General features: G+C 42.5%; 12 protein-coding genes. All 12 read right to left on the reverse strand.

Annotated elements, in window-relative coordinates; all coding sequences use genetic code 11:
- Positions 1-126: 126 nt before the first annotated feature.
- The gene (locus CTER_RS18515; protein ID WP_004628136.1) at positions 127-1,464 is read right to left on the reverse strand and encodes an MFS transporter; all 1,338 of its coding nucleotides are present in this window, start codon (positions 1,462-1,464) and stop codon (positions 127-129) included.
- Between the two features lie 66 nt (positions 1,465-1,530).
- Positions 1,531-2,514: a GMP reductase gene (gene guaC, locus CTER_RS18520; protein ID WP_004628140.1), complete on the reverse strand. Its 984-nt coding sequence runs from the start codon at positions 2,512-2,514 to the stop codon at positions 1,531-1,533.
- Positions 2,515-3,177: 663 nt separating this feature from the next.
- Positions 3,178-3,423, reverse strand: a complete 246-nt coding sequence (locus tag CTER_RS18525; protein ID WP_004628189.1) for an acyl carrier protein — start codon at positions 3,421-3,423, stop codon at positions 3,178-3,180.
- Positions 3,424-3,451: 28 nt separating this feature from the next.
- On the reverse strand, positions 3,452-4,804 hold the full coding sequence (locus tag CTER_RS18530; RefSeq protein WP_004628135.1) for a preATP grasp domain-containing protein: 1,353 nt from the start codon (positions 4,802-4,804) through the stop codon (positions 3,452-3,454).
- The gene (locus tag CTER_RS18535; RefSeq protein ID WP_004628127.1) at positions 4,797-6,071 is read right to left on the reverse strand and encodes a type III PLP-dependent enzyme; all 1,275 of its coding nucleotides are present in this window, start codon (positions 6,069-6,071) and stop codon (positions 4,797-4,799) included. Before CTER_RS18535 ends, CTER_RS18530 begins: the two co-directional genes overlap by 8 nt.
- Positions 6,061-6,792: a thioesterase II family protein gene (locus CTER_RS18540; RefSeq protein ID WP_004628202.1), complete on the reverse strand. Its 732-nt coding sequence runs from the start codon at positions 6,790-6,792 to the stop codon at positions 6,061-6,063. Before CTER_RS18540 ends, CTER_RS18535 begins: the two co-directional genes overlap by 11 nt.
- Positions 6,793-6,845: 53 nt before the next feature.
- On the reverse strand, positions 6,846-7,955 hold the full coding sequence (locus CTER_RS18545) for a BtrH N-terminal domain-containing protein (RefSeq protein ID WP_004628142.1): 1,110 nt from the start codon (positions 7,953-7,955) through the stop codon (positions 6,846-6,848).
- The gene (locus tag CTER_RS18550) at positions 7,936-8,628 is read right to left on the reverse strand and encodes a dTMP kinase (RefSeq protein WP_004628116.1); all 693 of its coding nucleotides are present in this window, start codon (positions 8,626-8,628) and stop codon (positions 7,936-7,938) included. The genes CTER_RS18545 and CTER_RS18550 overlap by 20 nt, the downstream gene beginning before the upstream one ends.
- Positions 8,629-8,657: 29 nt before the next feature.
- Positions 8,658-9,767, reverse strand: a complete 1,110-nt coding sequence (locus tag CTER_RS18555) for a hypothetical protein (protein ID WP_004628115.1) — start codon at positions 9,765-9,767, stop codon at positions 8,658-8,660.
- Between the two features lie 45 nt (positions 9,768-9,812).
- A complete protein-coding gene (locus CTER_RS18560; RefSeq protein ID WP_004628169.1) occupies positions 9,813-10,958 on the reverse strand; it encodes a nucleotidyltransferase domain-containing protein in 1,146 nt (381 codons plus the stop codon).
- A 22-nt stretch (positions 10,959-10,980) separates the two neighbouring features.
- Entirely contained in the window at positions 10,981-12,519 is a 1,539-nt protein-coding gene (locus CTER_RS18565) for a class I adenylate-forming enzyme family protein (protein ID WP_004628203.1), read from the reverse strand.
- A gap of 68 nt (positions 12,520-12,587) precedes the next feature.
- Entirely contained in the window at positions 12,588-13,724 is a 1,137-nt protein-coding gene (locus tag CTER_RS18570) for a BtrH N-terminal domain-containing protein (RefSeq protein ID WP_004628130.1), read from the reverse strand.
- Positions 13,725-13,731 lie beyond the last annotated feature (7 nt).

Genomic DNA, 13,731 nt, shown 5'->3' on the forward strand with positions numbered 1-13,731 from the left:
CATATGTATAGTCAAGTAAAACGGGAAAAGCTGGAAGCATATAAAAAACTGATTGGTTATCCGATCAGTTTTTTATATGCTTCCAGCTTTTATGCATAAATATATGCTCCAGGCCTTTCTCCCGTTTTATGAATTGATTTCATCAAGGGTCCTGCCCTTTGTCTCAATACCCGCTGCGGCAACAACAACAGCCACTATGGCAAATACGGCTGTCAATATCAGAAATACGTTGTTGAACCCTGCCTGGTTGCCGTTTTCCTGATAAATCCTTCCCACAATATAGGGGGCCGCAATTGCGCCGATACGGCCTATGGCGGCAGCCCAGCCTGTTCCGCTGCCCCTCACTTTCGTCGGATACACTTCGGGAGTATAGGCATACACCGCCCCCCATGCTCCAAGACTGAAAAAATATAACAGGCAGCCTGAAATAAGTATGGCATTTACGCTTTCCCCATGGCCAAAAAGATAAGCAGACAAAGCAGTACCTGCCAGATAAATGACCAAAACCGGCTTACGTCCTATTTTTTCTATCAAATAGGCTGAGCTGTAGTACCCGGGCAGCTGGGCAATACACATTATCAATGTAAATTCAAAGCCCTTTACAAGGCTGAAGCCCTTGCCGACCAGAAGAGTCGGCGTCCACAATACAAAACCGTAATAGCCGAAATTAATACCCAGCCATAGTATCCACAGAACAACAGTCCGCCTTAAGTATGTCCTGGACCATAATTCCCGTAACATTACCCGCTGCTTTTTGTCCTGTTTATTCAGGTTTTGGGGTGTTGTACCCTCATTTTGGATTCCGGCCTGCTGTTCCATTTTACTTACTATTTCATCAGCTTCCTTCAAAAGTCCTTTTTGTTCCAGATATCTTGGAGATTCCGGAATTCCTTTTCTCAGGTAAGCCGCATACAAGGCAGGAATCCCTCCCAGCAAGAACCCGATTCTCCAACCGTATACCGGCAGCAGCAGGTAAGCTATCAATGCGGCCACAATCCATCCCCAGGCCCAGAAGCTTTCCAGAAGCACCACCATTTTTCCCCTTGCCTTTGCCGGAGAAAATTCACTTACAAGTGTTGAAGCGGCAGGCAATTCTCCCCCCAAACCAAGCCCTGTCAAAAATCTGAAAAACAGAAGAAGTCCAAAATTCGGCGCAAATGCAGACATGGCACTGGCTATCCCAAACAATATAAGCGTATAGGTAACCACCGTCCTCCTGCCCCATCTGTCGGATATCATACCGGCTGCTGCGGCCCCCACAGCCATACCCACAGCCGAAGCGCTTCCCAGCAAACCCAGATCTGTGGCAGAAAGCTGCCATTCTTTTCCGATTGATGCCATAACACCCGACACCATACCCTGATCCATGGCATCAAACATCCAGCCTAAACCGGTTAGAAACAATACCCTCCGAAGCATGGGAGTAGCAGGCAGTCTGTCGATTCTTTGTGAAATACTGCTCATTTATTTCCTCCTACATGAAAACATAATATCTGACTTATACCATTTTTTATGCAATATATCAAGAGCTTAATAAACCCGGTCGCCATTAAAGATTGAATTCTTTACTACCACATAATCGACATTTCTAAGCGCCTCGAGTGAATTTCCTCCTGCGTAGGAAATAGATGACTGAAGGTCCTGCTCCATTTCTGTCAATGTATTTTTCAACGGTCCTCTGTATTCAACAAACATTTTTTTGCCTTCTACATTCTTCCTTTCTCCTTTTTGAAATTCGGAAGCCGAACCGAAATATTCCTTATAAAGTTTTCCGTCAATAGTGATTGTTTCACCGGGGGATTCTTCATGTCCCGCAAATAAAGAACCGATCATTACCATTTTTGCGCCGAATCTTATAGATTTAGCTATGTCGCCATGTGTTCTGATCCCACCGTCGGCAATAATAGGCTTGTTGGCAGCTTTTGAACACCACCGGAGTGCTGCCAGCTGCCAGCCGCCGGTCCCGAAACCCGTCTTGATTTTTGTTATGCACACCTTTCCGGGACCTATTCCGACTTTGGTGGCATCAGCACCTGCATGTTCCAGTTCTCTGACAGCTTCCGGAGTCCCAATATTTCCGGCAATAACAAAGCTGCCGGGCAAAAGCTTTTTTATATGCCGGAGCATTTTCAATACGGCATTGGAATGCCCATGTGCAATATCAATGGTAATATATTCGGGTGAAAGTCTTTCATCCGCCAGCTGCTGAATAAATTGATGTTCTTCCTCTTTTACCCCGACACTGACCGAAGCATACAACCCTTTCGACTTCATATTCTTAATAAAAGCTAGCCGCTTTTCAGGACAGAAGCGGTGCATAATATAGAAGTACCCATTTTGAGCCAAATACTCAGATATATTCTCATCAATAATAGTCTGCATGTTTGCAGGTACCACCGGCAGTCTGAACTTTATTCCTCCGAGCTGCACCGACGTATCACATTCCGTCCTGCTGTCAACTATACATTTGGCGGGAATCAGCTGGATATCTTCATAATCAAATACATTCTCCATGTTAATACCTCAAGATAATTGTTTACAATAATTGAAAGTTACGAAATAGTTGTAATTTTGCCTGGCATAAACGAATTTTAGAATTACAAGGTATAGTATTTCACAGTTCTGCTGTAATATATCCTTTTTATGTCCTTTGAAAAAATTAAGAGGTAAAATGTTCTCTGTGTCGACTCCGCAGGGTACATTTTACCTCTTTTGCACGCTATTTTCCTTAATTAACGTTGTCGGTTAAAATCAGCTTTCAGCTTTGCAGTCAAATAGATTATTGCGATTTTACCGGATTTAACTATAATGCTGAGAGTTAATTTAACGCTTTGCGCCAATTAATATTTTTATTTTGCTTACGGATAGATTCAACCTTAAATCAACTGGTACGCGAGGACAACTTCATGAAATAAGACGCACGGTTAAAAACAATTGCAATAAATTGTCGACAAAGGTAAAGTGGTTTTGCCGGCAAAGCAGCAGGACGCTGCTTTGAGCTTCAAACCGAGACAGGATGTCGAGTTTGAGCGGCGGAAAAACCGCTTTAACTGAGTCGATACAATTTATTGCAATTGTTTTGGGTGCGTCTTTATTTCATGAAGTTAGTGCGGAAGTTACCAGTTGATTTAAAAATTACACAGGTAAAGCAAAATTTAAATTAGCCGGCACACCACGTTAATTCAGTTTATTACTGATAACGCTTTTTAGTTTATTGACGGTGTTGAGATTTTGAAGCAAAAGTTCATCATCCTCAAAGGCAATATTGAACTCCTCTTCAAGACTGATAACAATCTCAATAAAATTAACCGAATCCACACCTATTCTGTTTAAGGTCTCATCCGGCGATAATTCTTTTATAATTTCCGGCTGGATTTTTAAAACGTTCAATATAATATTTTCAATTTTCTCTTCCAATTCCATAATAATATTCTCCTTCCCAATTGGATGCTTAAACCCGTGAAAACGAATGTATAACCTTTTCAAGCTTTAAATTGTATTCATTAATTTTCTCCCGGCTGTCTGAAACTACCAATACAAATACCCGGCCCACGTAATAATCGGAACCCTCGTTCAATTGGTACGGGAGTGTGCCCGCAGTATAAACCAGAACACCTTCCCTTTGTTCAGGTTTTATCAGGATGCCCTCTCTGTCAAGAGCCCTGCAGATATTCCCGTATCCCACCGCATTATCGGGCAGCAGTCTGAAATACCTGGATAATATTTTTTTGCCGCCGAGGTTATGTTCCAGAAAGGAAATATAGGTGGATAAAGTAAAGCGCCCATTTATTTCGATGATAGGAATGATCTCGTCCCTGTCGGTGATTATTGAATCAATCCCCGCAACACCTGTAAAACCCATTTCAAAAAGGTATTTCCCCACTTTCCTTCCATATTCCATATAGGAATCCATGATATCGGCCTCTATATCCGGAGGCAGAACAGAGCCTATATAGACCGTATCCCTCAGCAACTGCTGCTTGACCGAAAAGACCTCCACCTCTCCTCCGGGAGACACATATATCTGATAGTTTATGTCAAACTTTTTATTATACCAGCCCTCAACCAGCCATTTGGGATTGGTCCTTCCCCGGGAAAACCTGGCTATCATCCGAAGTCCCGGCTCAAGCTTGTCCCTGTTTTCTATTATGTACAACCCCTTGCCCGAAGCTCCGTTTGGCTCTTTCACAATCACTTTCTCAAAAAAAGGCTTACTGCCTGTCAGTTCTTCATATTCCTGCCGGATTTCATCAACCGAACCGCAGATTTTCCCCTTGCAGACATTGAACCCAAGCTTTTCAGATACTTCTCTGTTGAAGATCTTGTCATTTATCCTGGCATTTACATGGGATGGAGCTCCCATCAGCCGTAAACCGGCCTTTTCTGCTATTTCTTCTTCAAGATAAGTTACTGCATAGGGAACAAAATAGACGTTTTGGTTTCCTGAAGCTATTTCCTTCAGCCTCTGCAATAACTTTTCATCCTTTACCACAAGCTCTGAAACAGGAGTCAGCAAATCGGCATTTTCGGGGGTCAGTATGGAGGGTATGGAGAACCCAAGCCCTTTTAAATCACTGAGATACTTTTGATCAGGCATTTTTCTCAGTATGATAATATCCTGCTCCCTGCAGATAAGCAGGTTCATTTCTTCTATCCGGTTTACAGGGATGTCTTCATTTATGTCCACAATACCGCTGCCGGTTTTATTCCAGTATTTTTCGGCACCAATGTTGCACAGCCACACAATAATACCTTTATCCCTGTCCTTTGTCACGTATCTGATCAAATTAAAATCCTTATCCATAAATTTCCCATCCATATGTATTGAAGAATTCATCCAGCTCTTTCTGACCTTTTATGAAATCTTCCCTTCCCCACCTTTCTCTCAGAATATACGTTTTGCCTTTGCAGTACTGTACCTCTGCCGCCAGGGGATGGCTCAGGAACAGACCGGGACTCTGGGTGCTTCCGTATGCTCCCGACTTGTCGATTGCAAGTATGTCTCCCGGGACTGCCTCAGGCAGCAGCACATTTTGTCCTATAATATCGGTGGGCGTGCATAATGGCCCTGCAACATTTACCTGCTCTTCATTTTGGGTTTTATTCAGAATGTGCATGGGGAAATTATTGCGGATATATCTCCCAAGGAAAGCGGAAGACGCATGCTGGTTTGAACCCCCGTCACAAACCAGATATCTCCTGCCCTTGCATTCCTTTTTATATAGAATCCTGGTGAGATAGGTTCCGGCCTCGGCCATCAGAAACCTTCCGCTTTCAACAAATACCTTTGTCCCGGAAAGCTTCTCCCTGTATCCCTCCCACATCAGTGAAAAATCGTTTTTAAAAGCATCCATGTCAAGGGAAGAGTCGTCTTTGAAATACGGTACTCCAAAACCGCCTCCCAGATTTAAAAACTTTAATTCAAGGCTGCAATTCTCTGATAATTCAAGTGAAAGCTTGATGATCTGTTCCATGCTGAGAATTATGTTATGTGCATTCAAGGCCTGTGTCCCTGTGTAGATATGTATCCCGACAATTTTTATATTTGAAAGTGAACCTATGAATTCCAGAGCGGCTTCGGTTTCTATCCGGTCTATTCCGAATTGAGTGGGCACACCCGTCATCTTTATGTTTGAACCTGCCACATCAAAATCCGGATTAATGCGTATTGAAATATTGACTTTCCTGCCCTTTTGCCCGGCAAGCTCATCAATCAGTGCAGCCTCTTCCACCGACTCCACATTTATGCTGCAGATTCCTGTTTCAATGGCATACTCCAGCTCTTCACAGTTTTTTCCCGGACTTGTGAAAACAATACTGTCAGGTGCAAAGCCTGCAGCAAGGGCCGTATATAATTCTCCCGAAGATGCCACCTCTATCCCGCTGCCCAGCTTTCTGAACAGCTGGCACATTCCCAGCAGCGGGTTTGCCTTCATGGAATATAATATTCCGAACTCTTCTGGCAGGCTGTCTCTCAATATCCCGTACTGTGAAATGATTTTGTCTGTGTCATACACATAAAGCGGAGTACCGTATCGGACTGCAATGTTCTCCAGTATTTTATCCTCCATATGCTCCCTCCCGTCCGGTATCGACAAGTGTACCGTTTATGATCCGGGTTATTTCCCCGGCATGTTTATGCAGGTAGAAATGTCCTCCCTCAAAATAATAAAAATTGCATTGCCCGCCGCAATAGTTTTTCCATTTATCCATATCGGCCGGTTGAGCCAATTCATCCTCCTTACCGGCAAATACTGAAATATTAAAATCAAACCTTCTTTTCAAAGCCTTTGACTCATAGGTTTCCAGGAGTTTATAATCCGCCCTTAAGGTTTGCATCGCCGATTTCAGCAGTCCCTTCATTTTCAGCAGGTTATCAGATATTCCTCCCAGCTTCAGAGCCTCCTTTTCAAACTCGGGTTCAGGCAGGCTATGAAGGTTTCTATCCTCTTTCCTGATGCAGGGAGGATATCTTCCTGAAAAGAAAACATGCACCGGCAGTCTTAAATTTTTTTCCTGGAGCACACATATGGTCTCATAGGCTAAAATACTGCCCAGACTGTGGCCCCAGACAGCATATTCACTGTCTCGGCACTCTTCTTCAAGCATTTCGACTATATCGGCAACTGCCTCATTAACGGTATTATAGTAAGGCTCCCGGTATCTGCCTGCTCTTCCTGCCAGTTCAAAAGGATAAAGCTTTATTGCTCCGTCCAGCAATTTGCTCCATTTTGAATAAATTGCCGCAGAACCTCCCGCATAGGGTAAACAAAAAAGCTTGATGCCACTCATTATAACCTCCATACCAATATTTGCATTATTTTAAGTCACCCCGTCCATTAACTTTATCTCAGACAAAGCAGCTTTTCCACCGCCCGGCTTTCATTATCCCTTATCAATTCCAGCTGACTGCACAGGTTATCGATTGAACCTGCATTTTTTGTAATTGCCAGCCTCAGTGAGAGATTTGATATTATCTCCCATCTTCTGGCAGACTCCTCAAGGTATATGTTCGCCTCATTGACAGGCTTACCGGGGAGTTTTTCCTCAAGCTGCCTTAGAAAAACTCCGAAGCGTATTCTGCTCCGGGATAGTATTTTAAAAGCAAAATTATAATAGTATCTGTACTCCTGAAAAATTTCTTCTTCCGGAAGCTCCTGTTTTTTTAAAAGAAGTTCCCTTCTGAAGCTGTCAATAACCTGAAGCCCGCAGCTGCAACCCAGGATGTCCTTTTCACCCAGCATCCTCTTACAGCTTTCTTCAATAACAGTCTTCCATCTTATATCGTTGTAATAAAACCGGCTGCTCTTGCCGACTTCCATCCACATATTCCTTATTGGCTTGGAATACGAACCGAGACAGTTTTCGGAACTCCGTGCCAGCAGCAGTTCCTCCAATGGTATTCTTCCGTCAAAATCGCTGCTGGAAAGGCTGTATTTGTCAAAAAGTTCAACATAGCCCTCTTCCTCGTTATAGCCTGTTACAACCACCGCATGTGCTCCGTGTTCTTTTTGAAAGGCACGGTGATATCTCATATGGTACAGGTCCACAACTACTACAACGGGCACTTCCATATGAATCAATTCCTTTAGCCTTTCATATGCTGTTTTCCCATCATCCTCCATGTAAATGGAAATCTTTATTTTATCCGGCGGAAGTTGATCTACATTTTCTGGAATACGCTTGTCAAAGCAGGTGACTGCCGGGAAACAAGCGTATTCCAGAGATGTATTTAATTCCTCTCTGGTGAATAAGAAGGATTTGGAGGGTTTATGTAAAAAATTGATTCCTATGTACCCGGTTTCAGAATCAAACATAAAGGAAAGATAGTCGGCAAGAATAATATCAGGGTTTAAATTCAAATATGCAACAAGTGCTCCGTATGCATTTTGAAAGCAATCGGCGACATATGGCACAAAGTACCGCGGAACGCCGCTAATTGAATATTTTGACATATTCCTTCATCTCCCCCTTGTCAGAAATATAGTCATCTGCATATTTTATAACACTGTCATCACTGTTTCTGAGCCAGATTATGTTTGTATCATTTTTTACTGTGTTATTATTAAACAGCAGCAAATATTCCTTTCTCAATTTCATAAGATAAAACAGGTCCTTGTTTTTGATCATGCCGCTTTTCTTAATGACTCTATTTGTGTAGAACAAGGGTTTTCCGCGTTTTTGAATTCGTTTGTAGCATATCCTTGGATCTATATCCTGAAAAAATACCAGGTCAGGCTTCAATATTCTGCCATATATTGCTTTGCCGGGCTTAACTCCCGTCCCGTTGGCGTTATCCCTGGTCAGACCTGTATAAACATACCTGTCTGCCAGTAATATATATTGTTTTTTTAATAAAGGAAGTATTTTAAAATAGTAATCCTGCATGAAGCCAAACCATTGAAAAAAACTGTAAATTTCAGGGGTAAGCAGTCTGACGGAATCCATCCTTTTGATTATTCCACGGATAAGCTTATTTGAATTCCACTCAATTAAGCCTACTTTATACCCCTTTCCCACCAGATGGCTTCGCAGGCTTGCGACATTCTCGCTTTTACCGCAGCCGCTGATGCCCTCAAAAACTATTAAAATACCCCTGCCTCCATTGATTTTTAAGTTTTCCTTCATCAAAGCCTCTCATAACAAAATTGTAATAGTCAAAGATTATTTCTGAGTTTATATGCCTCGGTAAAGTCAACAGCAGCATTTCTGCCAATCAGCAGATTTTCATGAAGCCGTTCCAATATTTCCATGGAAAAATTCATTGCCTCCCAATTGGTGTAGGAGATGCCAAAACCAAGATTTTCCCACAGGCCGGTGTTCTTTTTTTCATGCTCGCCGAAAGGTTCCAGCATAATTAACGGGGTTGCTGAAGCAAGTGAGTCCATCATTGTACCGGCGCCGGGCTTTCCCACGATGGCCCTGGCTGTTGCCGTTACATCAAACAGGTCATGGTATTCGTACTTATTAGAAAAAAACGGTGGCCTGGATTGACATATTTCACCTATGGGAGGAAATTCAAATACACCTTTTTTGTTTTTATTCCAGGCACACCAGTTGGGATCAACCATAAAACATCTGTCTCCGGGTGTAATGTCCATGGCTTCCTGCAGCTCGTAGGCAACAATGTCCAGGGACAATCCCCTGCTCCGGAGTTGTGGAATTTTGGACCTGTAGGTTCCCATTCCCCAGCCGCCTCCATGGATAATAAATCTATCCGGCCTCCGGGAATAGGGTAATGGTTCCTCTTTTGAAACAGGAATCTGGTATTGAAGTTTCATGTTTTCAAAATCGTAGAGCCAAAATTCACTGAAACGGGTATTATAATCGGGAACATACTGCTGCAGGCTCTTCCATGAAGGGGGCAAATCACAGTCTACGTACAGTATTTCAGCATTTAGGGTACCAGGTGCCGATCTGGTTCTGTATTCTTCCATAACATACAGCCAGTGCCCTGAAAGAATGATGAAATCTCGTCTGTCCTCTTTTAACCAAACCTCCAGAAGCCGGTCAACAAGCTCTCGGTCCATACTTTTACGTATGTCCATAGGCATTCTGGCCGACATTTGCGCCAACGCGAAATTGCCATGATATGCCTTCCTGCTCCTTCGTATATTCTCCCTCTTGTCTTCGGAAATAAGATTCTCAAAAACTTCCACACAGGTTGGAACGTTCTTTTCCTCAAGTCTCCGGGCGGCCAGCAGACCGGGTATGTATAACCCAAGTCCAAAGCCTGAGCAGAGTATCGTAACAGTTCTTTTTTCCATTTACTCACGCTCCTTGACTTAAAACGCGTTCATAGTTTTTTTTAATTAACCGAATTTTGCGTCAAGAAATCTGTTCATACCCTCTGCTTTGCTTTTATCTATACTCAAAATTCTATTTACGTCAAATAGACGTGTAAAGAAATCAAATTGCCATTTGGACGGTTCTTTATTCTCAATTGCATATTCGTCAAGATAGGACAGGTCGTCAGGCTTAAAGCTGTCTTTTACAAATTCCGGTACTATTTCTCCGAACATAAGCTCAATGTAATGGAAGTTATAGTAAACTATCTTGTCCAGGTTATATTCCTTGACCCTGCCCACCAGCATGTTCCAATCTATCTTCTCGGAGAACTTGCGTATGTACATGTACAAATCGGCAAACTTATAGAGTTTCAAATCTTTCAAACTGGCTATCCATATCATGAGGCAGGCTTCCTTGTACAGGTGGCAGCACAGTTGAATGATGTTATCTATATAATCCAGCATATAGCCTTTTATATGATGGATATCCACCGGAACGGCTCTCTGGATCAAATCCTTTGTCTGAACCTTATAAGGACAGTTTCCTTTCCAGAGAATATCGTGATTCACATCCACCTCCACCAGCTTTGCAAACTTATTATCGCTAAGCTTAAGAAATTGGTGTATTTCATGGGTAGCCATCTGGTGAAGTACTTTTTCCTTTCTGGAAACCTCCACTATGGCCTCCTTTTCTTCATCATAGTTCCCCTGAATGTAACCCAGACTCTCAAGAGCTTCAACAACAGGTACAACGTCTTCAAGCTTCATCAGCATATCCAGATCATTGAAGATCCTTGTTTCAATTTCAGGGTAAACAATACTCGCCAGAAGGTTTCCTTTTAAAACAGGTATGATAAGCTTACGTTTTTCAAACTCCCCTAAAATCTCCTGAAGCTTTTGGAGATAACAGCTGTTACGTTCTCCGAACACTGCCCACTGTGTATCCATCAGCCTTTGAAGTTCCTTTTCAAGATTATCGTACAGGTTGAATTTTTTCAGATTATAGCGAAACATATTTAAAGTCCTGTGAGTTATCATCTGGTATATTACCTCAGACCACTCTATGTTGCCTGATAGTATGCGCTTCAGAACCTCCTCCTGGGAAGCCTCCATTTCCACCGCTGTCAAAAGCACCAACTGTCTTTCGATTGATATATCTTCCTTCCTCATTACATAGCCTCCTGTCTGGTTATTAACCACTCAAAAACGTATTGTACATTGTCAATAGAGGGTAAAGGTCTTTTATATCTTTCTTGCTGATCTTTCCTATTACATTTCTCGGTATTTCGGGAATAATATATATTTCCTTTGGAACCTTCCTGTCTTCAAGCTGCGCCACACACCATTTATATATGTCTTTTACCTCTGCCTGGCACTGCTCCTTCAAAACCACCAAAGCGACTATTTTCTGCCCCAGTCTTTCGTCGTCGACACCTATAACGGCAGCTTCCTTTACAGCAGGGTTTTTCAGCAGCACTTCCTCAATGTCGATGGGATAAGCTCTGCTCCCTCCCTGCATTATCATGTCGTCATTCCTGCTGAGCACGAAAAACCTGCCTTCTTCATCCCTGTAGCCCAGATCTCTCACCCGGAAGCCCTTAGGTCCCAGTACTTCTCCGGTCAGCTCAGCCGATTTGTAATAACCGTCCATCATATAATCGCTTGTTATGTACAATTCTCCGGTCTCTCCGACGGCAGCTTCAGTTCCGTCCTCCCTGTAAATCCTGATGCCGCAGCCCCTCATTGGCTTTCCGATCACACAGGGCAGGGAAACCACATCCTCATGCTCTCCGAAGGTAACTCTGGCAGAAGCTTCCGAGGTACCATATGCGTTAAATACCCGCACCCCGGGAAAGGCGGCGGCTGTCCTCTGATATATTGTCAGCGGATTTACCATTCCTCCTATAAGTATTCTCCTTACGGAGCTCAGATCATAGTTTTTTAATTGGGAATACTCAAGTATTTGCAGGAGCATGGTTCTGACGATATAAAAATTCGTTGCCCGGTATTCCTGTACAGCCTTCAGGAATATTGCAGGATGAAATACATTATTCAGGAGTATGATACCTCCTCCCCGGCTTATGGCCATTAGAACGTCTCCTGAAATAGGGCTCGCCTGGGCCAGTGATCTCGGAATAATTGTCCTTTCTTCTGATGAAAAACCAAGATGTTCGGCAACAGCAAGTGCATTGCCGGTTATAGCTGAGTTGGACAATACTATTCCCTTTGGTCGTGATGTCGAACCGGATGTAAAGCATATACCAAAGGTATCTTCTGAAATCCCAGGCAAATCCCTAAACTTTTTGTTCTCATATTTATTAATGATGAAGGAGCCGTTTTCCTGTAAAACAAGTACAATCCTTATGTTCATTGCAGCCATACCGTCCCGTAATGCTGCAAAGCCTTTTGCATCTGTGATTAAAAGCTCCACATCGGTATAGTTTATCAACTCGGTCAATGTTTCTCCCTTGAGCTGGTATGACAAAGATACAAATACTTTTTTCATCCTGTTCAGGGCCAGCATACCTGTAAGAAATTCGGTGCAATTTGGGAGATAAACCCCTCCTATTGTAAAATCCCATTTTTCAAAAAGGCCGCAGAACTCGAGTACCTTGCGGTATATTTCACTATAGGTATATTTATTGTCGTTATATATCAGCAATGTGTTATCACCGTATTTCTCACAGCTGCCGCAAAACATATTCCATGGTGAATAGTCTCTTTTCTCCACTTATACCTCTCCTTTTATTTGCGTGCGAATATAAATATTTTTAGGAAATCTTCTTGAAGTTATTTATGTCAAACCCTGTTGCCAATATAATTTTCAAGTTCCTCTACCAGACAGCTCTCCAGATTACGAACTTCACTGAGCTGTTTAACCAGTTCATCGGTTAAATCAAGTGATTTTTTGATTCCCAGCTTCAGTGCAATACTTGCGGAAATATCCCAGTGTTTTGAAGACTCGTCCAGGTATCTGCATACCTCCTGTGCAAGATTTTCCCGAAGCAAGCTGCTTATTTCATTTACAAAGACCATAAATCTTTTTCTGTTTCGGACAATATTTTTAAAACTCATATTCAAATAAGTCCTGTACCAGTCTATATCCGCATTTTCAAGCCCTTTCTCCTTTTTCAGGAGCAAATCGTTAATAAAGGAATCCAATGCCTTAAGTCCGCACTCCTGTCCGAGTACCCGTTTCTGTCCTGTCATTCTGCTGCAGCTTTCAGCCAGAATATTCATTAACTTCTCATTTGATATTTTAAAATCGTTTTCTGCATAAATTTCTATCCAGAGATTTCTAACAGGTCTTTTAAGAATATTATTTGACAGGGCAAGGGGATTTTCAGATGCTCTGCCCTGGTTGACCTCCTTAATTGAAATCCTGCCGTCAAAATCACTGCTGGAAAGTTTGAATTTGTCGAAAAGTTCAAACCAGCCCTCCTTTTCGTCATAGCCTGTAATAACTATGCAATGTAAACCATGTTCCTTCATATATGCCCTGTGATAACTCATATAATACAAATCAACTGCTGCAATCACAGGCTTTCGGCTGTCGACCAGGAACTTTAGCCTTGAGTAGGCCATGTCGGTATTGTCGTCTATATACATGTTGATGTTTATCCTGTCTTTATACCTGACTTCCCCGGTAATTCCTCCTGCCGGGCCGCTGTAAATTTTTGTAGCCGGCAAATATACAAATTCCATTGAGGTGTTCAGTTCTTCCTCTGTAAACTCTACCGAGGTATTCATCCGGTAAGGATAATTCACCCCGATATTGCCGTTGACCGGGTCATACATAAAAGAAAGATAATCCGCCAGAATCAGTCTGGTGTTCAACCCCATATACTCAAGCACTGCCGCATAGGCATTATGAAAGCAATCATTTACATAAGGCTCAAAATATCTCGGTACCTTCTCTGTTAAATTATTTTTCATGGTGCAC

Source organism: Ruminiclostridium cellobioparum subsp. termitidis CT1112 (genome assembly GCF_000350485.1).
In the GTDB taxonomy this organism is placed as follows: domain Bacteria; phylum Bacillota; class Clostridia; order Acetivibrionales; family DSM-1351; genus Ruminiclostridium; species Ruminiclostridium termitidis.